Origin of the sequence: Aminicella lysinilytica, from assembly GCF_004362975.1 — a bacterium.
Classification (GTDB): Bacteria; Bacillota; Clostridia; order Peptostreptococcales; family Anaerovoracaceae; genus Aminicella; species Aminicella lysinilytica.
This window is the reverse complement of the sequence record NZ_SNXO01000002.1, coordinates 53,640-70,304: the sequence shown is the minus strand read 5'-3', so window position 1 is coordinate 70,304 and position 16,665 is coordinate 53,640. Positions and strand designations below refer to the sequence as shown.

Sequence of the window (16,665 nt, the reverse complement as noted above, 5' to 3'; positions counted from 1 at the left end):
TCGCCATGAGTGCTTTAAGGTAAAATAAGACTCCGACCTTCTGGCCGGAGAATTTTTCTATATCATTTTTTCAATATCAATGTCTATTCCTAAATTCTTTAAATCAGCATCCGTAATGCTCAATTCTGATTTCAATGTGTCGAGCACTTCATAATAAGCCTCCCGTCTTCCAAGCTTGAATTCATTCTTGCTATCTTGCTTACTATCGTTAAGAGCACTCTCAGCATTTTCAAGGATTCGGCTAATTATATATGTAATTGTATTATCACTTATTGATTTTTTCATAGATCTCCTCGCTTTCTAAGTTCCTTTTCTCTTCTCTTTATATTATCCTCAAAAGTGCTTATCTCATGTTTCCAATGTTTCAATAGTCCGGTTTTATATTCTTCGTTCAATGTATCCCAATCTTGGTTTTTCGAATAAGGATTTTTAATATATACTTCATGCTCCTTAATTCGTTTTTTGTAATTTATAATTGATTTTTTAATTGAACTGGTTTTTTGTTTCTGTATGTCTGGCTCTATAATATCTTTCTGTGATTGTTTAATCAACAGAGTACGGCTATCTGTATCAATTATACCATTATTGTTTTTATTTTCAATATTTTGGGGAATATTATTAATAATCTTATCCTCCAGACCAACCTTCTTCATTCGCTCCAGCTCATCAATGCTTTTCTGCGAAAGAAAGCCTTTAGTATGCACGTCCTGGACACCCTTGGCGCTATGATGAGTGACTATGCACTTACATCTGTTGTGTCTGCGGAATATGTCTTCAGGTGCTCCTTCCGGATATGAATATGTACCGGCCAATGCATGGCACCAGTCACAGCATTTGCTCATTTCGACTCTTTCTATTGTCTCCTGCAGGCCAGAATCAGATCTGAATTTAGCGTTGGCTTCTACGAAATCATCATACATGTGCTGTGATGTGTTGCTTATAGGCTCACCAAGGAGTTCTTTAATTGCTTCGTCCAGTGTCATCGTTAACCTCTTCATTAACCAAATTCATTAGCTTATTCATGATAGAATCAATGACATCTGCCGGATACTCGCTATTGACAGGTTTGAGTCCAATGCCGGCCTTTTCGTCTTCAGCGGCCAGCTCCTGGGATGCTGCATCATTGATCATCTTATGCACATCGCGCATCATTGGATCTACGATGCGACTTAGTATATTCCAATATAGCTTTCCGTCCGGGAGATCCTCTTCAGTGATGTTTTCTATAAATGTCTCGGAGATGAGCTCTCCTAATCGTCTGGCATACTTCGAAACATCACTTTGGTCAGCCTTTTTGTTCTTTAATTTCTTCTCAAACGACTTTATTTCGATATCAGATTCTGTTTTACGCTTAAATGTTTTTTGTATCTTGGCCAGAAGTTCCGGTACCATATCCTGTTTCATCGTTTTCTCCTTTTATTCCTGTAAGCGTGTGCATGTTCTCAGCACCAAAGTAACCCGGAATTGCCTGGTTGATTTTGACGGCTGCGTCGCCTATGCCTGACATCTGCGATGCGTCAGGTTCGAATATAGGCTCCCATGTAGGCTTTGACAGGTACAACTGTCTACGCTGATACGGATATTTGTCGCGCAGGCAGGCGGCCAAGAACCCAACATTGAGGAATCCGGATCCGAAATTACGCTGTGCTTTGCGTGCCTTTAGTCTCAGGTTTTCGTGTGATGCCTTGATTGCCTCTGCGCTTGACGGGTTCTCCGTTGCGAATCCAAGATCATCCATGGTCAGCCCAGTTTCTCCGGCGAATGACGCCACATAGCTCTTATAATGTGACAGATGTGGCTCCATGCTCTGTTGTGCGAACTGTCCAGGCGCCGGCTTATCTCCATCCTCATCCTTTGTGAAAGTCAACATAGCGCTTATTGTCGCACGCCATGAATCCATAGGTTCAGCGTTTTGCGACATTCCAACTACATATTTCTGTGGGAAGCTGTAAAATTCAGCTGAAATATCTGCTCTGGTCAGACAATGCCTTGCCTTATTCTGTATGTTCATGCATGCTCGTGATATACGCGAGTGGCCAAAAGGTCTTTTGGCGTCTGGCCTGTATATGATAGGTACCAGCAATGGGTACCCTGTATCATTCTTTATATTCTGCACAGTATTATTGGTTTTATCGTAGATCTGTGTATAGTCCGGCGTAAAATAGGCCTCTATTTCCGCTCTCTGGGTGTCACTGTTCCTCTTCAGGACTGCATATCCCTCGTATAGCAGACCCGTTATAGGATCTATCTCACCAGTAGCATTGCCTCCGTCTATTACCTGCAGCCGCGGAAAACCCGTTTCATCTGCAGATATGTAAACAAAGCAACATGACGTGATCAGCGACGAAAGAACTGCGCTGTCAAAGAACGTGTCTGGGTTGTTCATGTCAAAGATGTGATTCAGGTCGAAATTGTCGTTCGTGAATTTGTCGAAAACGAGCCTGTCGGCCAATGCATCTACTGCAGTCTCACACCATCCTAGTGTGGAATTGTATTGATTTCTCAGTTGTAACGGAATCATTGGGCCCGGATCCGGAGCGGCGCTTTTCATCTCGTAATATCTATAACGTAGCTGCGTCCTGCTTCTCTTGGATTCCATTTTTCTTCTGAGATATTCGATTCCTTTCAGCTCTGCCATTACGGCCTCTCTTTCTTTTTCTATCGTGTGTTTTTTTGTACAGTGCAGGGGTGAACGACATCAGGCATGGTCGGAGGGGAGGTATGCCCCTCAAATTTCTTTTATTTTTTGCCTGCTGGTCTATATTCCGCCCAATCACGTGACTGAGGTAACAGTCTATTACTTAATACCTGAGGTTTTGCCTCTGTCTGTACCGTCTTGACTATCTTGTCTGACTTCTGCCTGTTGCAAGTCCAGTGTGCAAGCTGCAGATTATCTATGTCAGATGGATGTCCTCCACGTGCGACCGGGATGATATGATCAACTGTCGGTGCAAGCGGATTTGGAAACTTAAGTGTCTTATCTACCAGCTTACCGCAGATGCCGCAGACGGTCTGGGTGGCTAGTATCTTGCGCTTATTCTTAGCGTATGCGCGACGCATGGGGCCCTCATGGTCTGCTCTCAATCTCTTGTTCTTACCACCTGCAGCATAACTGCCGACGGGTGGAGCTTCATAGGTCTCATCTCTGTACTGTCTGACATGGTTCTTACCTTCATCCAGCGCCGCTTTCAGTTCCGGCTCAAGGCTCTTATACTTTCTGAAGGTCGAGTAACCCAGCGAAAGATTACCTGCTATATCTGCCTCCGTAACTCCTCGCTCAGCCCAGGTTCTTATCTCCGACAAGTATGGCTTTATGTTCGATTCATATTTGCTTTTCATTGTGTCAAGTCTTCCAGCCTTGTCTTGTCTTATGAGTAAACAAAACAGCACCTGTAATCAGGTGCCGCCTTGCAGTTAATTTAAATTATGAGGAGATTGATTAGAACATGTGTCCGTTGTCTTTTATGCCTAATATCATATTACCACAGAATTTTGGTGAATTGTGTTACACTTTCTCTTCCCAGTAATTTTGTATCTTACGAGTGATGGCGCTCCGGCTATATCCTTTTCGCTGGCCAATCTCTTCCTGGCTGAGCCCGTCAGCATAATACAGACGCAGTATGTCCCTCATCTCTGATGATTCAATGTCGTCAAGATAGTTTTCAAGGTCTGCTATCTTCTTATAGATTGTATTTGTCTTCGTGTCGATACGTTTTGCCAAGGCTTCACATTTGGCCAGAGAATAACCATACATGACTCTCGTATGCTTATGACCGGTCCTATAATCTCCGTATGTATCTCCAACCTCTTCAGCCGGAGTCTGGGCATATTGCCTGCGCAGAGTATCAAGTTCCTGCTTCATTGCTCGCAACTGCTCTAGTTCATCTCTGATCATGCGTGTCCTCCTCATAGAAATCAATACCAAGCTGAGACTCACTATAGTTTATGAATCTCTTATAACTCTCTTCGTGCCTCTTCAATTTTCCCTTGTAATACTTCTTGATTCTAGGTTCATCGTCTATGGAAATCATGGAATACTCCAGATGCTGCAGCCCTGTTATAGGATGCTCATACCTTCTGACTGTGTCCTGGTCTATGTAGTATCCCTTCCATGGACAAGGATCGTCCCATAAATTGCTCTCATCTACCTCTTCAATCCGTGGGATTGGAATTATAAGATTGCGGCTATGGCTACACCTGGTACCCCACGGAGAATCTTCTTCTCTGAAAAGTGATGTCGAATGCTTGATCAAGTACTCACCCAGCTTATGATAGTCAGGGTCATCATCAAGCGGTCTTGGAAGTACATGGCCACATCCCCACTTTTCCCTTACGAGACAAAGCGGCGCGTTGGTTATCATGTGATGGTGAAGGCGCTGGCCACCATACTCGGTTACTATGACCCACTTGAATTCCTTGTTGAGTTTCTTCATGGCATACCTCATCCTTGATATGAATCTTTGGAGGATAGCTTTAGCCTCTTCAGGTGATGGCTCTGTCTGATAGGTCAACGTGTCATGCATATCACTAGCACTGAAATTGGCGTTGATAAGTCTTGTTAATTTCTTCCCTGCCATACGGTCGTTATTCTTCTGTACCTTTTCACTTGTGATCTTTCTCTTAGCCGCTCTGTTATTCTCATGTCGACCACTCGGTACCTTGACCGTGACATCTATTACCTTGCCTGCTACACAGATCTCTCTGACAACCTTCATGATTTCCGCCTATCTTTAATACTCTAATCAAGCTGTAAACGGACGCTTTCAGTCCGTTTAGCTTTTTCCTACATATATAACTCTACAGTTCCATGTTATTAAGTACATCTCTGAGCTTTACCAGCTCATCATGTGTCATACCTGGACGCTTCTTAGGTACTCCATCCGGCGCAAACGTCCTTATCTCATAGATAGGCGGCTTATCATACCATTTGGCCAGTACAAGCTGTTTGGTGTATCCGTCAGCTGACGTTCCTATGGTTCCAACCTCATCTATAATTTCAAATGCCATTTCCTTTTTCATGTTAAATATCTCCTTCTGCTCTGTTATTTGCCTTTTCGACATCAAATCCTTCAGGGTATCTATTCTTAAGCTTTTCAATATTCATTTCCATTATTTCTCCTAAGTCATAATTACATGCATGACATATCAATGCTATATACCAGCATATGTCACCTAGTTCCTTTCGGAATTTAATATCGTCCATGTGGGACTCATGAAATATATACTTCTTAACCAGATCATTTAGTTCTCCGACTTCGCCTGACAATCCGAGACATCCCATTATTACTTCTGATATGTTATTGGTCATGTTGCCGTTGAGCTTTATCATAAGACGACTTCTTACTTCACCGTCATTTGTTCTCATTGCCTGTTCCTGATATTCTTTAGTAGTTAACATTTTTATTCTCCTATTCTTCGTAATACTCTTTTCAGTGTTTCTGCTAAATCTCTGATAGCCATCGCTAACATGCCAAAGCCGAGAGGTATCTTCATTACGGGATACAGCTCATAATATGTCATGCCCTTTTCTGCGATATTCTTTGTGAATATATAGGCCATATAGCAGCCCGGAATCCGAATCATAATAAATCCAACCATAATCAGTGTTTATAAAATGTTCCTTCATTTTTCCCACCTAAACTTTTCATGCCATATCTTACCTTCATCCAATGGCTGAAATTCTGCCTTGCATTCATCTGCAAGCCCTTTGTACCTGTACTGAGGTCTCATGTCTATGCCTGCACTGCAAAAGCATTTATCCTCGAAATCATCTGCTTCCAGTTGCCTGCACCTACTACATTGGTATGCTTTCATTCCGCACCATCCTTCTGATTGCCGTTAGGTACAGCCACAAATGCGTTTTCAACCTCGATTACTGTTTTATCTTCAAAGTCCTCAATTTCCCCTTTACTAATTTTGCCTTTCATGGTGACGAATGTCAGATCCTTCAATTCACTTTCATAGATCACATGCATATCCAGCGATTCTGCGATATGCAGTTCCAGCTTCGCGCCTTCGGAATTTTCATATCCTTCAAGCATGAATATGGCGTCGCACTGGATCAGTGCTATGATGTCAGTCATCATATAGGACTTATACGGCAGTCCATTAGGCAAAAGGTTCATTGGATTGACTGCAATGAATCCATTCTTTGTTATGCGACGTTCTGCTGCATCAAAGGTGGCCTTGGCTTTTTCGTAGTCAAGGCCTGTTATAGGACCGCTAATATATATTTTGTTCTTGATTTCCATAATTACCTCACAACTCCAACTGTCCATGCTGTATCTTAGTTTCGAGTTCTCCATAAGTTATTCCTAATATTTTTGCTATCTCTGATTTGTCTGCCAGAGTTAGTTTTCTTTCTTTCTTGGCAATCATGTACCAGTAGACCGCATACAGACCGGCAAGCTCCTGGGCCATCTTCTCATCTAATACGGTTATGATCAGACTTCCAAACTGGCTCAATGGGTGGTCTTTGGATTCTCCATCATAATCTACTGTGAGGTATTCGTTCTGTATCTTATATACCAGGCCGCTAACGGCCTTGCTTCTGTATATCATTGCCGGCCTCCTTGGAGTTCAGGAACTCTGCAGTTTTGTATGCTTCTTTATAGCTGTCATAGACACCATGAATTTCTCTGTTACCGCCATGATCAGTAGCGTCTTTATTCATTAGCCTTATGACTTCATAGTTTACTGTTCCTCCAACATAGTTGGATGATACTTTCCATACGCTTTTCATTATTCGTCCTTTCTTATGGCCTTGCTCATGCTATCGAGTATCGCCTTTATAAACTTATCCATTTTTGCTCCTGTTTCAGGATCTACAGATTTAATCTGTTCCAAGGAATCAATGCATGCTTTAAAGTCTTCCTGAAGCTGAGCTGCTTTGATTTTCAGAGTTACAAGTTCTTCGTTTCCGGATGCGTCTATCACTTTCTGCAATCTCTGTATTTCAAGTTTCGATTCTTTCAATGATTCAAGCATTTCTTTTGAACTATCATCAGCATTCTTTTCTGCTTCAGATCTGCCTGCTTCCATCCATTTTTCTTTGTCTGAATCGTCTTTATCCATAAGGTCCTGCTTTGCCTTTTTTAGTTCATCCTTCATGTTCTGTATTTCTTCATTCAGTTTTTCGGATTTATCAGGCTTGCTTTTCAGTTTATCAAGTTCTGCTTTCAGATGGGCTATCTCCAGGTTTTCTGTTTCCAGTCTCTCATTTTCTGTTTTTACTCTATCAAGTTCTGCTCTGAATTCCTTTGTTGTCATATCTGGCGCATTTGGGTTTGCGGCCACTTCTTCTGCTGCTTCTTCAGGAGCAGATAAAAGCATCCATACCTTTGAAATTCCAATATCCGTCAACGTTGACGGATTTGAAAAGAAACTGTTTTCATCAATAGTTTTTTCGCTAAGTTTCATCATTCTGTTTGCTTTTCTCAGTCCAAATGTGAGATTCTTGGTGCACCAGTCTTCCCACTGGCCATGTTCAAGTCTGTTCTTGACTACCTTTAGTTTTGCACCAGCTTCTGATGCCATTTGCAGGCCCATGTATCCGATTTTGTTCATGGACTCGTAAAGAGCATTGGCCTGAGCAGCCAGCTCTTCATTAGTGCTTTCTTTTACAGGCGTGTATTCTACGTCTATCGCTTTATTGTCTTCCATAACTTTCCTTTCTGCTTTATGCTGCATTCTTATCCTTTATTTTTGGTATATTATATCCATCTTTGATTGTTTCATTGATGAACCGCTTAATCAGGCTTCTTATTTCTTTAGTAGGTACTGCATGCTCTTTTCCGTAACATTCTCTGTATGACCAATCATCATTGAGGGTGAATGTAAAATACGGTTTGTCAGGTTCCTCAGATTTCCTTATAAACATGGTCAGTTCTTTGCGCCGGCTATGGTATTCCGTATAATGCCCATTGCTGTATACACAATGGTTCAGCGTAGTTCCTTCTTTTGCAAAATCTCTTATGCTCCTAGGCATTATGATCAAGTATTTTCCATAACTTTTTTCGAACTTTTTGTGGTATCTTTCATATACTGCATTGAGCAGCCGTTCAAGGTGCCTGTTCTTACTTATTTTTGCTTCAGCCATAACTTTGTTATGCGCATTCTCTATATTGCCAGGTAAAATATATTTCTTTCTTTCTTGGCCGGATTTTGGAGGATTATCTTTTACCAGCCTGTAATCAAGATAATAGTCAATCAGCAGGCCGCTTTCTTTTTTTGTTTCCTTTATTTGCCTGGCAAGGTAATTTATCATCTTGGTGAATGACATATAATTCATCATTTGATTGAATCCTTCCATGTTGTCGCTGTAGAAATGCTCATATGAATCTGAGATGAATCTTATTTTCTCAAACATTTCATCGTTTACCCAGCAGTCAGCAAGCTTCATGATTTGTATTTCCCTGTAAGATGGATCCCATTTTCGAAACGATTGTTTGTATTCATTGCTGATCCCAAATGCTCTTTCAAATGTGTCTCCATTATATTGATTAAAATACAATGTCTCACTTGCTAATTTGTACAGGCCATGTTTCAAAAGTTTAAGCGCTACGTCAGGTAGAGCAGAGTCTATAATTCCAAAGAAGTTGGCTTCTTTGCCATCTATAAGATTCAGTATTTCTGTGAGTGGCTGCAGCTCTTTTACTTCTTCCATATTGTCTTTAACAACCAGCATGTTGCCATTAGGCCTATATCTGGAATCACACCAGGACATATTCATCGGAAGGTATTTGTATTTATATGTTTTGTTATCGCTACTTACTTCAAAATAGTTCAGCTTAATTTTATAGTAGTACCTCCAGCCTCTGGTATGCTCTATTGACCGTTTAACATTACCTTCAATGATCAGCGGCCCTTCTTCCGATTTCTGGCAGTAAACCACTCTTTGTTTGTGGCTTACGCTATCGCACGTTGCGAATCTGGTACTGGCCAGCAGGATCCACTTTCCGCACTTGGGGCATACTATCGTTTGTTTGTGTCTAACATTTTCGGCTGTAAATCTTGCTCTGCAATTCATGCAAAGTATTTTGCTTCTTGCAGTTTTCGTTTTGCCTGTGATGATACCATTTCCGGGAAGTAGGTCATCTATAGCCTTTGTAACAGCTTTAGGAATGTTGCCTATCAAATCATAATGTCTGCATGTTCTTTTCCATTTATTTTCCCTGTAAATATTTTTTCTGTCGTATCTGATATTGCTGAGATAGTCCGGCAACCAATACCCAGGTGAATTATAATCTTTCAGATTCAGATATTCATTTATTGCTGCATCGGTTTTATCATTGTAATTATAGTTGCATCTGGTTGAGTAATAGAATTCTGAGCCAAATGCGAATGGATCCCTGGTACACCAGTTATATTCGTCTCCTTCAAGAGCAAGCGTGATATAATTTCGATTCTCTCGGTCTATGAATGTCCTTGATAATAATGTTTCTTTTTCATACATATCAATGGCTAAAATCTTACCGCATTTCTCATCATCAAAAATTTTTCCTGCAACTTTGAATCCTTTTTTAAATGGAAATTCAGATGGATCTATAACCATTTCTGTAAGCCTTTTTTTAATCAGCATATCAGCCTCCTACAGAAACTGGCTCATGTCGAGCGCGTTGTCTTCATCAGTAAAACCATAATACTTCTTGATCAGGTCTTCTGCCTGATCAGGTGTGATAACAGCCGAGTTTCCATCCTTATGCTCACTAGCAAATTTATCGAACTCTTGTTTAAGGTCAGACAGTTTTTTATCTTCCTGCATGATTTTTTTATAATCGCTATCGTTCTTTGCCATGTCCTTGACCTGACTAAAGAGCATATTTACAAATGCATTGTTTATTGTATTTCTTTCAGACTCCAGTTTTTCTATTGCTTCATTTTTTAACATTGATTTTTCCTCCATCTTTATGCTATAATCAATGTGCGAAGGGCAATTCGCACATTCTACATCGGCATCCGGTTTATCCGGATGTTTTTTTATCTCTTTAAACACTTACCATTACCGCATGGCCATAGTCCTCTGCATCTCGAATGTACATTCATCTGGCATCCTATGCAGTTTATGCGCTGTTTGATATACTTAAGTAGTTTCATCTGTCTTCTTCCTTTCTATGATCTTCCTGCATTCATTTACATATCTATGTGCTTCTGTAGGTCTTTCAGGCGCATGATACATGTGGTGATTTTTGATATAGAACCTGCATGTCCATGATGATTGTGGGTCCGGATCATACAATGTGCACTCATGGCAGCACCTGATGCATACAGGCCGGCGATTCATCAACGGGCACTGTCTTGTCTCTCTTGGGTTTATGTTTCCGCATTTCGGACATTTATACATTTTCCTCACCTCACTCAGGTGTTATCTCGTCAAGGTAGTTTCGGCCAATCATAGACATCCATTCTCTGACGGCCTGCTCCTCTGTAAGGCCCTTTTCCATCTTAGTATCGAGCCATTGTCTCTCAAAGTGTCTTTTCCATCTAAGGTTTTCGGTCTTTGCCCAGGGAGTTATGTTTGCCTGGAGCTCTGCATGTTTGTCGTGACATACGTCTATCTGAAACCCTTCTCTTATGGAAATCTGACGATTGGCCCCTGGGAACACCTCATGGCGCTCTGCATAGGGCTGACCAGTATAGATGCATATCCTATCGGCTTTATCTTTGTAGCCGTTATATAATAGCCTTCTAGCCATCAATACCGACCTCAACAGTTTTCTTCTGCCTGAACTTGACTACGCCCCTAGTTGTCTTGCTTATGCTGAGGATCCTGTCTGAGAGTTCTATCTTCACGAATTCCAGTTCCTCATCGATTATCTTGTCGGCCAGAATGCATACTAGTTTATATGTGTCATCGTCTATCGGAGTAAATCCGGTATCTTGACTGGATGCATGACAGATTTCGTCGATTCTCTGAATCACTACTTTATGTTGCTTTTCTTTGGCCGCCTGGTCACATTCGCACATCTCCGTGGCCTTCTGGTCTGCTTCCTCTTTGGTTTCCGCGTCTATGTTCTGCAGCTGACCGCAGTACTTACACTCACCCTGTATCATTGCCATTTTTGACCTCCTACATGAGTACACGACCGATTGCTATCATGTTGGCCAGATTGCTGTTTGCGGTCGTGTCTATCTTTCTTTTGCTCCCGTCGCTAAAGCAAATCGTTACTGATTCTCTAATGCAATCGTAGCCAGGTACCTGCATGACATTGTATTCGAGTGCATCTATGTTATTGCGACTGTCAGATATAAGCGCCTTCTGGAGGTTGACCAGAAATATGCGCTTATTATCAATCATTAGTGCTGTTTTATTGTCCATAATTCTCCTTAATTTTTTGCATAATAGTAATATTTAAGGCTTACAGTCCATATGGATCGACAAGGCCAGTTATAAATCCAGCTACGACTATGACGGCTATTATTACAGCTGTTGCCTGCATCCATGTCGGCGGATGCCACACATATCTCTTCTTCTTATTCATTACTACCTCCCTATGAATTTATGCTATAATCATATCGATTTGATACTCCTATCGTATTGGATCTCCAGTTTCGGCTTTGTCCAGGAAGAACTGTTCTACATTGATACGTGGTATCTTCCAGTTGATTCCACATTTGGTTGCCTTGATCTGTCCACTTATGCACAGATTTCGAATAACATCAGTTCCAGTGTTGGTGTATTCGGCAGCCTCCTCTGGAGTCATTATAAATTTCTCATTTAGTTTCAAATTGTTTTTCATAATTACTCCTTATCTTCGTCCCAGAAGAATTCCACTTTGTAGCCCTTGTACTCAATACATTCAACGTCGGTTATTTCTGCGACTAAGTCTTCATTATCATCGGTGACAACGATTGCTTTTATTTCCTTATTGTTTATTTTCATTACTACACCCCCCTTCAACTAGGCCTCTTCATTGGGCCCTAGATTTATCAAATTTAATCGGATTCGCTTGGCAAAAAAATAAAATCAAGTGGCATATTGTAGATTTCACTTAAAGCTCTTGCTTGTTTGATTTGGGGCTCGGTTTTACCTTTTTCCCAGTTTACGATTGTCTGCTTTCCAACGTGTAATCTATCTGCTACTTGACTTTGAGTCAGTCCGGCATTTACTCTTGCCGCTGCCAGTGTGATTTGTATATCTTTCATTTTTGCACCTCCCTTTTCGAAGATTATAAATCAAATTTAATTTGATGTCAATACTGAAATCAAAATTAATTTTACTTTGAGTTGCTTTTTGTCCATTAAAATTATATAATTAGCAAACAGGAGGTATTGAAATGGATGATAATTTACAAAATAAGATTTTTTCTTATAATCTTAATAAACTATTAAGCATGCATGAAGTAAGCCAAGCAGAGGCAGCTAAGGCGATTGGCGTTTCTCCGCAAACTTTTAATACATGGAGCAAGGGCATTGCAATACCAAGAATGGGAAGCATACAAAAACTTGCAGATTATTTTAATGTGAATAAATCAGATTTAATTGATTGCAAGAATGAATTAAACCAATCAATAGTACCTCATAACGAAGTAATATTGATGAGTTCTTATAGAAAACTAAATAGCGAAGGCCAGCAACGAGTAATTGAATATACCGATGATTTACTATCCTCAGGCAAGTATTCTGATACTGAAGACCCGTTTGCAGAGGTAAGGCGAGAAGTAGCAAACATAAAGATTCCTAAGGCCGAGTAATAGGCGCCGTTAAATTAAAACCGCTGGGTGATCAGGCTATAATATAGATCTCGCAGCCACCATGATAATTGATATTGTAAATAATTAAATGTTCATCTTTTTTGAATATGGCATAAACTCTGTTGTACTTATAAATCTAAAAGTTGTGTAAACCATTGCATGTCCTTTCCGGCGCCAAGGTTAATTAAACAATATTTATATGCCATACGACAACGATAATAACGCATTCTGCGTTTATAAAAAGTTTTTCCTGTTAATTAAGGAGGTTTATATGGAACTCAAAGAAAGTTTGCCGGCATTTGTCGAGCGAATAAAAAAAACGAAAGACGCTATCACTAACGAGGAAATGACTAAAACATCTATGATAATGCCATTTTTCCAGATGCTTGGTTACGACATCTTTAATCCTCTAGAGTTTATCCCGGAATTCACCGCTGACGTGGGAACTAAAAAGGGCGAAAAAGTTGACTATGCTATTGTTATTGACGAAAGTCCTTTGATTCTCATCGAGTGTAAATCATGCAATGAGAATTTAGATAATCATAGTTCTCAACTGTTCAGGTATTTCGGGACAACATTGGCTGCTAAGTTTGGGATCCTGACTAATGGTATTGAATATAGATTCTTTACTGACTTGGATAACGAGAATCGTATGGATGAAACACCATTTTTAGTCGTAAATCTTCTTGATATGAAAGATAGGGACATTCAGGAGCTGAAGAAGTTTACTCGTGATACGCTTGATGTCGATATGATAGTCGATTCGGCTGAAGAATTGAAATACAATAAAATTATCAAGGATTGGTTTGCCAAGGAATTGGATTCTCCTTCCCCTGAATTCATAAAGTATGTTTTAGGGAATGTTTATGAAGGTACTAGAAATCAAAAGGTAATTGAGCGTTTCACCCCTACCATCAAAAAAGCGCTGCAGCAGTTTATAAATGATACCTTGAATAGCAAGATAACAAGCGCCTTGAATTCAGAAAATGTTGCTAATGCTGCTCAGGAAACTGCGGATGATCCAGACAATGCAGAGCCGGAAAGTAAAATTAATACCACCGATGAAGAATTGGAAGCATTTTGGGCTGTTAAGTCAATATTGTATGGAACAATTGATACCAGCAGGTTGGCTTACAGGGATACCGAATCATATTTTGGAATACTCGTAGATGATAATAATCGAAAATGGGTTTGCAGAGTTATTGTAGAGAGCAATAGCAAGCACATACTAATATCAGATGCAAATAAAAACCCTGTAAGATATGACATCGATACAGTAGATGACATTTACAATTATGCTAAGGAAATCAAGGAATCTTGCAAAAAGTATATTGAGGAATAATAAGGAGGTTTGATCATGGCCAGAAAAACTAATTGCACTGTGCATGGTAAAGATATGTACCGTCTCAGGGCCCAAATAGGCCGTGATCTAAACGGTACGCCTATTAATAAAAATTTCTATGGTGACTCTAAGAGAGACGCCGAGAAGAAAAGAGACAAGTATATAGCCGAACACGAGAATACTCAAGCTGACATCAATGAGACTCTAGGGCGCCTGGCTGAATATTACACATACCAGGTCCTTAGAGTTGACAATCTGGCTCCCAGTACAATTGAACTATATGAGCAGCAGTACCGTGAGAAACTTAAAGATGCTGAGATGACTATTAAACCTATAAAGAATATTACCGTGGCTATGCTGCAGAAATTCTTTAATGATTTGTCTATCGGCAAGCGTGATGGAAAGGATCTGAATGTCAGCAAGTCGTCTATTAAGGCATTATCTAAATATATGAAGAAGCTTTTTTCTTATCTCTATGCGGCCGGATACTGCCAGAACCTTATGCTATATGTAGTCATTCCTAAACTTGAAGCAGCTGACCCCTCTTCAGAAATCGAGAGCAATATTGAAGTCTTTTCTGACAATGAGGTAAAGGCAATACTTGAGGCACCTAACAGGAAACACTTTCTGTTTCTTATGGCGCTTTCTACGGGTCTACGTATAGGGGAACTCCTAGCGCTAGAATACGACGATCTCAGGGACGATTGTGTCGTGGTAAGCAAACAGCTCAATTCTCATTATAAAATCTTGGAGGACGGAAGCAGGGAGCTGGAGACAACCATAAAAAAGGTGAAGTCCTCTTCAAGCAACAGATCAGTTCCATTGCCTGCCAGCGTGCTTAGAGAATTAGAAGAATACCGGAACTGGCACCAGACTGAAATGATGCAGAACGGATACAGAACCACTTACCTGTTTACATCGGATACCGGCAAAATCATATATGCATCTAATGTGCGCCGGGCATGGATGCGGCATCTGAAAAGTTGTGGAATCGAATATCGCAAATTCCACTCATGCAGGGCTACTTACTGTACAATGCTCTGCAGACAGGGAATACCTCTAGAAACTGCTTATAAACTAATGGGCCATTCAGACATCAATGTCACAGCCCAGTTCTATCGATATGTTGGTACCTCCGAAATGAAAGAAGCCGCTCAATCCATTGATGAAAAGTTTATCATCTAAAACCTAGTGGCGACAAAGTGGCGACATACATCAAAAACTAAAAAAATGCCAGTGGCTAGAATCGTTCTAACTACTGGCATTGCTTATTTCTTGGTTGCGGGGAGAGGACTTGAACCTCTGACCTCCGGGTTATGAGCCCGACGAGCTACCAACTGCTCTACCCCGCGATATTGAATTGTCTGGCATGACTACCAATCCGATCGCAGATAATGATTGGTGCCGGCGACCGGGGTCGAACCGGTACGGGTATCACTACCCACGGGATTTTAAGTCCCGGGCGTCTGCCAATTCCGCCACGCCGGCTTAAAAATTGGCTCCGAGGGTGGGGCTCGAACCCACAGCCTATCGGTTAACAGCCGATTGCTCCACCATTGAGCTACCTCGGAATACTTGTTGTCGTGACTGACAACATTAACTATTATACAGTATCGACTTGGGGTTTGTCAACAGTAAAAATGCTAGTTCTTTAATATATTCAAGATATGCTTATCAACTACAGGTATAGTCCCATCAGCACCACTGCTACCACAGGCAAAGTTGCCATAGAGAGCAGCGTGGTAAAGGCCACGCCTTCAGCCATCAGATCAGCATTCTTCTTTTCCTTTGCGGCTACAGCCACTGTAGCCACCGCACATGGGAAAGCCGCGGCGAAAACCAATATAAGCTTCGCTTTGTTGGTCAATGGCAGCCAGTTTACTGCCAGCAGAGTCAATGCCGGTATGACCGCCACATTTACCACGGACGCTATTATGAGTTTTCCATTTGACAGAATGCCCTTCAGATCGCTGTTACCCAGCTGAACACCTACAACTATCATTGAAATTGGCACCGTCGCGTCGCCTATGGTATTAAAGAAATCCATAACTATTGACGGGAGCCTGATATCACCAATCAGAACCACAGCTCCAACAACTGCCGCCAGCATACACATATTGCACAGAGGCCTGAAAATCTCTTTAATGCTGCTTTTTTTCTTGTAGCCGTAGTTCATCTGGATCACTGCCAGGAAATACAGATAGAAAGTAAGCAGGCAGTTTTCTATGACCATGTAGAATAGGTACTCGTTGCCAAATATTGCCTTGGTTATTGGGAATCCCATGAAACCTGTGTTGACTCCGGTCATTATAACTATTAGAACCCCCTGATCCATTCTGGGGCGATACTTCAGCAGCTTAACTACAATAACTGCGAATCCCCAGGAAACCAGGAAGAAAACCACTGTTCCCAAGGCCACCTGAATTGTAGTCTTCAGGGTCTCCGAAGACAGGCTGTTGGAAGCCATAGAGCCGAAAATCATGCACGGCGTAGTGATCTCCAGCAGCAGGTTTACCAGATATTTGTTGGATTCGATTGGAAGTACGTCTTTCTTATTGGCCACATAACCTATAACAACCATGCAGAAAATGGCGAGAACTTTCAGAAATACTATTAACATCTGTCCACCTT

Annotated in this window: 28 protein-coding genes and 3 tRNA genes; 3 read left to right on the top strand and 28 right to left on the bottom strand. The window is 41.1% G+C overall.

Translation table 11 applies throughout. The features are described 5' to 3' along the window. Nucleotides 1-57: 57 nt before the first annotated feature. The 24 genes from EV211_RS00840 to EV211_RS00735 all read right to left on the bottom strand — a co-directional run bounded on the left by EV211_RS00840 (nucleotide 58) and on the right by EV211_RS00735 (nucleotide 12,144). Complete coding sequence (locus EV211_RS00840; protein WP_133527537.1) at nucleotides 58-285, bottom strand: transposase; 228 nt, start codon at nucleotides 283-285, stop codon at nucleotides 58-60. Then, a complete protein-coding gene (locus EV211_RS00835) occupies nucleotides 282-983 on the bottom strand; it encodes a hypothetical protein (protein ID WP_133527536.1) in 702 nt (233 codons plus the stop codon). The genes EV211_RS00840 and EV211_RS00835 overlap by 4 nt, the downstream gene beginning before the upstream one ends. Then, nucleotides 961-1,404 (bottom strand): hypothetical protein, encoded by a 444-nt coding sequence (locus tag EV211_RS00830; RefSeq protein WP_133527535.1) that lies wholly within the window; start codon nucleotides 1,402-1,404, stop codon nucleotides 961-963. Before EV211_RS00830 ends, EV211_RS00835 begins: the two co-directional genes overlap by 23 nt. Continuing rightward, complete coding sequence (locus EV211_RS00825) at nucleotides 1,352-2,638, bottom strand: phage portal protein (protein ID WP_133527534.1); 1,287 nt, start codon at nucleotides 2,636-2,638, stop codon at nucleotides 1,352-1,354. Before EV211_RS00825 ends, EV211_RS00830 begins: the two co-directional genes overlap by 53 nt. A 101-nt stretch (nucleotides 2,639-2,739) precedes the next feature. Continuing rightward, nucleotides 2,740-3,339, bottom strand: a complete 600-nt coding sequence (locus tag EV211_RS10850) for an HNH endonuclease (protein WP_243108521.1) — start codon at nucleotides 3,337-3,339, stop codon at nucleotides 2,740-2,742. 166 nt (nucleotides 3,340-3,505) lie between these two features. Beyond that, entirely contained in the window at nucleotides 3,506-3,895 is a 390-nt protein-coding gene (locus tag EV211_RS00815; protein ID WP_166635318.1) for a sigma factor-like helix-turn-helix DNA-binding protein, read from the bottom strand. Then, nucleotides 3,882-4,715: a rolling circle replication-associated protein gene (locus EV211_RS00810; RefSeq protein WP_133527532.1), complete on the bottom strand. Its 834-nt coding sequence runs from the start codon at nucleotides 4,713-4,715 to the stop codon at nucleotides 3,882-3,884. The genes EV211_RS00815 and EV211_RS00810 overlap by 14 nt, the downstream gene beginning before the upstream one ends. Nucleotides 4,716-4,797: 82 nt before the next feature. Next, nucleotides 4,798-5,019, bottom strand: a complete 222-nt coding sequence (locus tag EV211_RS00805) for a hypothetical protein (RefSeq protein ID WP_133527531.1) — start codon at nucleotides 5,017-5,019, stop codon at nucleotides 4,798-4,800. A gap of 1 nt (nucleotide 5,020) precedes the next feature. Then, complete coding sequence (locus tag EV211_RS00800; protein WP_133527530.1) at nucleotides 5,021-5,398, bottom strand: nucleoside triphosphate pyrophosphohydrolase family protein; 378 nt, start codon at nucleotides 5,396-5,398, stop codon at nucleotides 5,021-5,023. Between the two features lie 224 nt (nucleotides 5,399-5,622). Then, the gene (locus EV211_RS00795; RefSeq protein ID WP_133527529.1) at nucleotides 5,623-5,814 is read right to left on the bottom strand and encodes a hypothetical protein; all 192 of its coding nucleotides are present in this window, start codon (nucleotides 5,812-5,814) and stop codon (nucleotides 5,623-5,625) included. Next, the gene (locus EV211_RS00790; protein WP_166635317.1) at nucleotides 5,811-6,251 is read right to left on the bottom strand and encodes a DUF4406 domain-containing protein; all 441 of its coding nucleotides are present in this window, start codon (nucleotides 6,249-6,251) and stop codon (nucleotides 5,811-5,813) included. Before EV211_RS00790 ends, EV211_RS00795 begins: the two co-directional genes overlap by 4 nt. Before the next feature lie 7 nt (nucleotides 6,252-6,258). After that, a complete protein-coding gene (locus EV211_RS00785) occupies nucleotides 6,259-6,561 on the bottom strand; it encodes a hypothetical protein (RefSeq protein ID WP_133527527.1) in 303 nt (100 codons plus the stop codon). Beyond that, on the bottom strand, nucleotides 6,536-6,742 hold the full coding sequence (locus EV211_RS00780; protein WP_133527526.1) for a hypothetical protein: 207 nt from the start codon (nucleotides 6,740-6,742) through the stop codon (nucleotides 6,536-6,538). Before EV211_RS00780 ends, EV211_RS00785 begins: the two co-directional genes overlap by 26 nt. After that, nucleotides 6,742-7,662 carry a DUF3102 domain-containing protein gene (locus EV211_RS00775; protein ID WP_166635316.1) on the bottom strand — a complete coding sequence of 307 codons (921 nt, stop codon included), beginning with the start codon at nucleotides 7,660-7,662 and terminating at the stop codon, nucleotides 6,742-6,744. The genes EV211_RS00780 and EV211_RS00775 overlap by 1 nt, the downstream gene beginning before the upstream one ends. A gap of 16 nt (nucleotides 7,663-7,678) precedes the next feature. After that, a complete protein-coding gene (locus EV211_RS00770; protein WP_133527524.1) occupies nucleotides 7,679-9,580 on the bottom strand; it encodes a PcfJ domain-containing protein in 1,902 nt (633 codons plus the stop codon). 9 nt (nucleotides 9,581-9,589) lie between these two features. Then, on the bottom strand, nucleotides 9,590-9,889 hold the full coding sequence (locus EV211_RS00765; protein WP_133527523.1) for a hypothetical protein: 300 nt from the start codon (nucleotides 9,887-9,889) through the stop codon (nucleotides 9,590-9,592). Between the two features lie 192 nt (nucleotides 9,890-10,081). Next, complete coding sequence (locus EV211_RS00760) at nucleotides 10,082-10,342, bottom strand: hypothetical protein (RefSeq protein ID WP_133527522.1); 261 nt, start codon at nucleotides 10,340-10,342, stop codon at nucleotides 10,082-10,084. A gap of 10 nt (nucleotides 10,343-10,352) precedes the next feature. Further along, nucleotides 10,353-10,694, bottom strand: coding sequence for a hypothetical protein (locus tag EV211_RS00755; protein WP_133527521.1), 342 nt, complete (start codon nucleotides 10,692-10,694; stop codon nucleotides 10,353-10,355). Next, nucleotides 10,687-11,058, bottom strand: a complete 372-nt coding sequence (locus tag EV211_RS00750; protein ID WP_133527520.1) for a hypothetical protein — start codon at nucleotides 11,056-11,058, stop codon at nucleotides 10,687-10,689. Before EV211_RS00750 ends, EV211_RS00755 begins: the two co-directional genes overlap by 8 nt. A gap of 10 nt (nucleotides 11,059-11,068) precedes the next feature. Continuing rightward, nucleotides 11,069-11,317, bottom strand: coding sequence for a hypothetical protein (locus EV211_RS00745; protein ID WP_133527519.1), 249 nt, complete (start codon nucleotides 11,315-11,317; stop codon nucleotides 11,069-11,071). 40 nt (nucleotides 11,318-11,357) lie between these two features. After that, nucleotides 11,358-11,480 (bottom strand): hypothetical protein, encoded by a 123-nt coding sequence (locus EV211_RS10960; protein WP_279222015.1) that lies wholly within the window; start codon nucleotides 11,478-11,480, stop codon nucleotides 11,358-11,360. Nucleotides 11,481-11,528: 48 nt separating this feature from the next. Beyond that, nucleotides 11,529-11,738, bottom strand: coding sequence for a helix-turn-helix domain-containing protein (locus EV211_RS00740; protein WP_133527518.1), 210 nt, complete (start codon nucleotides 11,736-11,738; stop codon nucleotides 11,529-11,531). Between the two features lie 2 nt (nucleotides 11,739-11,740). Further along, nucleotides 11,741-11,899: a hypothetical protein gene (locus EV211_RS10630; RefSeq protein ID WP_166635315.1), complete on the bottom strand. Its 159-nt coding sequence runs from the start codon at nucleotides 11,897-11,899 to the stop codon at nucleotides 11,741-11,743. 35 nt (nucleotides 11,900-11,934) lie between these two features. Further along, a complete protein-coding gene (locus tag EV211_RS00735; RefSeq protein WP_133527517.1) occupies nucleotides 11,935-12,144 on the bottom strand; it encodes a helix-turn-helix transcriptional regulator in 210 nt (69 codons plus the stop codon). A gap of 131 nt (nucleotides 12,145-12,275) precedes the next feature. Between EV211_RS00735 and EV211_RS00730 the strand changes: the two genes are divergently transcribed. The 3 genes from EV211_RS00730 to EV211_RS00720 all read left to right on the top strand — a co-directional run bounded on the left by EV211_RS00730 (nucleotide 12,276) and on the right by EV211_RS00720 (nucleotide 15,219). Further along, on the top strand, nucleotides 12,276-12,692 hold the full coding sequence (locus EV211_RS00730) for a helix-turn-helix transcriptional regulator (RefSeq protein WP_133527516.1): 417 nt from the start codon (nucleotides 12,276-12,278) through the stop codon (nucleotides 12,690-12,692). 271 nt (nucleotides 12,693-12,963) lie between these two features. Next, nucleotides 12,964-14,034, top strand: a complete 1,071-nt coding sequence (locus EV211_RS00725; RefSeq protein ID WP_133527515.1) for a type I restriction endonuclease — start codon at nucleotides 12,964-12,966, stop codon at nucleotides 14,032-14,034. Between the two features lie 15 nt (nucleotides 14,035-14,049). Continuing rightward, the gene (locus tag EV211_RS00720; RefSeq protein WP_133527514.1) at nucleotides 14,050-15,219 is read left to right on the top strand and encodes a tyrosine-type recombinase/integrase; all 1,170 of its coding nucleotides are present in this window, start codon (nucleotides 14,050-14,052) and stop codon (nucleotides 15,217-15,219) included. A gap of 91 nt (nucleotides 15,220-15,310) precedes the next feature. On the opposite strand, the gene EV211_RS00715 is transcribed toward EV211_RS00720, so the two are convergent. The 4 genes from EV211_RS00715 to EV211_RS00700 all read right to left on the bottom strand — a co-directional run bounded on the left by EV211_RS00715 (nucleotide 15,311) and on the right by EV211_RS00700 (nucleotide 16,654). Further along, a tRNA-Met gene (locus tag EV211_RS00715) sits at nucleotides 15,311-15,386 on the bottom strand. Between the two features lie 47 nt (nucleotides 15,387-15,433). Continuing rightward, nucleotides 15,434-15,522: transfer RNA gene (locus EV211_RS00710), tRNA-Leu, on the bottom strand. Nucleotides 15,523-15,530: 8 nt separating this feature from the next. Further along, nucleotides 15,531-15,605, bottom strand: a tRNA-Asn gene (locus tag EV211_RS00705). A gap of 107 nt (nucleotides 15,606-15,712) precedes the next feature. Beyond that, nucleotides 15,713-16,654, bottom strand: coding sequence for an AEC family transporter (locus EV211_RS00700; protein ID WP_133527513.1), 942 nt, complete (start codon nucleotides 16,652-16,654; stop codon nucleotides 15,713-15,715). Nucleotides 16,655-16,665 lie beyond the last annotated feature (11 nt).

What these genes read in the sequence shown, in the direction of transcription:
- EV211_RS00805 (WP_133527531.1), bottom strand. Translation starts at nt 5,019, where the DNA reads ATGAAAAAGGAAATGGCATTTGAAATTATAGATGAGGTTGGAACCATA.
- EV211_RS00785 (WP_133527527.1), bottom strand. Translation starts at nt 6,561, where the DNA reads ATGATATACAGAAGCAAGGCCGTTAGCGGCCTGGTATATAAGATACAG.
- EV211_RS00795 (WP_133527529.1), bottom strand. Translation starts at nt 5,814, where the DNA reads ATGAAAGCATACCAATGTAGTAGGTGCAGGCAACTGGAAGCAGATGAT.
- EV211_RS00810 (WP_133527532.1), bottom strand. Translation starts at nt 4,715, where the DNA reads ATGAAGGTTGTCAGAGAGATCTGTGTAGCAGGCAAGGTAATAGATGTC.
- EV211_RS00750 (WP_133527520.1), bottom strand. Translation starts at nt 11,058, where the DNA reads ATGGCAATGATACAGGGTGAGTGTAAGTACTGCGGTCAGCTGCAGAAC.
- EV211_RS10850 (WP_243108521.1), bottom strand. Translation starts at nt 3,339, where the DNA reads ATGAAAAGCAAATATGAATCGAACATAAAGCCATACTTGTCGGAGATA.
- EV211_RS00720 (WP_133527514.1), top strand. Translation starts at nt 14,050, where the DNA reads ATGGCCAGAAAAACTAATTGCACTGTGCATGGTAAAGATATGTACCGT.
- EV211_RS00835 (WP_133527536.1), bottom strand. Translation starts at nt 983, where the DNA reads ATGACACTGGACGAAGCAATTAAAGAACTCCTTGGTGAGCCTATAAGC.
- EV211_RS00815 (WP_166635318.1), bottom strand. Translation starts at nt 3,895, where the DNA reads ATGATCAGAGATGAACTAGAGCAGTTGCGAGCAATGAAGCAGGAACTT.
- EV211_RS00830 (WP_133527535.1), bottom strand. Translation starts at nt 1,404, where the DNA reads ATGAAACAGGATATGGTACCGGAACTTCTGGCCAAGATACAAAAAACA.
- EV211_RS00800 (WP_133527530.1), bottom strand. Translation starts at nt 5,398, where the DNA reads ATGTTAACTACTAAAGAATATCAGGAACAGGCAATGAGAACAAATGAC.
- EV211_RS00825 (WP_133527534.1), bottom strand. Translation starts at nt 2,638, where the DNA reads ATGGCAGAGCTGAAAGGAATCGAATATCTCAGAAGAAAAATGGAATCC.
- EV211_RS00755 (WP_133527521.1), bottom strand. Translation starts at nt 10,694, where the DNA reads ATGGCTAGAAGGCTATTATATAACGGCTACAAAGATAAAGCCGATAGG.
- EV211_RS00725 (WP_133527515.1), top strand. Translation starts at nt 12,964, where the DNA reads ATGGAACTCAAAGAAAGTTTGCCGGCATTTGTCGAGCGAATAAAAAAA.
- EV211_RS00840 (WP_133527537.1), bottom strand. Translation starts at nt 285, where the DNA reads ATGAAAAAATCAATAAGTGATAATACAATTACATATATAATTAGCCGA.
- EV211_RS10960 (WP_279222015.1), bottom strand. Translation starts at nt 11,480, where the DNA reads ATGAATAAGAAGAAGAGATATGTGTGGCATCCGCCGACATGGATGCAG.
- EV211_RS00730 (WP_133527516.1), top strand. Translation starts at nt 12,276, where the DNA reads ATGGATGATAATTTACAAAATAAGATTTTTTCTTATAATCTTAATAAA.
- EV211_RS00780 (WP_133527526.1), bottom strand. Translation starts at nt 6,742, where the DNA reads ATGAAAAGCGTATGGAAAGTATCATCCAACTATGTTGGAGGAACAGTA.
- EV211_RS00790 (WP_166635317.1), bottom strand. Translation starts at nt 6,251, where the DNA reads ATGGAAATCAAGAACAAAATATATATTAGCGGTCCTATAACAGGCCTT.
- EV211_RS00740 (WP_133527518.1), bottom strand. Translation starts at nt 11,738, where the DNA reads ATGAAAAACAATTTGAAACTAAATGAGAAATTTATAATGACTCCAGAG.
- EV211_RS00735 (WP_133527517.1), bottom strand. Translation starts at nt 12,144, where the DNA reads ATGAAAGATATACAAATCACACTGGCAGCGGCAAGAGTAAATGCCGGA.
- EV211_RS00700 (WP_133527513.1), bottom strand. Translation starts at nt 16,654, where the DNA reads ATGTTAATAGTATTTCTGAAAGTTCTCGCCATTTTCTGCATGGTTGTT.
- EV211_RS00745 (WP_133527519.1), bottom strand. Translation starts at nt 11,317, where the DNA reads ATGGACAATAAAACAGCACTAATGATTGATAATAAGCGCATATTTCTG.
- EV211_RS00765 (WP_133527523.1), bottom strand. Translation starts at nt 9,889, where the DNA reads ATGTTAAAAAATGAAGCAATAGAAAAACTGGAGTCTGAAAGAAATACA.
- EV211_RS00770 (WP_133527524.1), bottom strand. Translation starts at nt 9,580, where the DNA reads ATGCTGATTAAAAAAAGGCTTACAGAAATGGTTATAGATCCATCTGAA.
- EV211_RS00775 (WP_166635316.1), bottom strand. Translation starts at nt 7,662, where the DNA reads ATGGAAGACAATAAAGCGATAGACGTAGAATACACGCCTGTAAAAGAA.
- EV211_RS00760 (WP_133527522.1), bottom strand. Translation starts at nt 10,342, where the DNA reads ATGTATAAATGTCCGAAATGCGGAAACATAAACCCAAGAGAGACAAGA.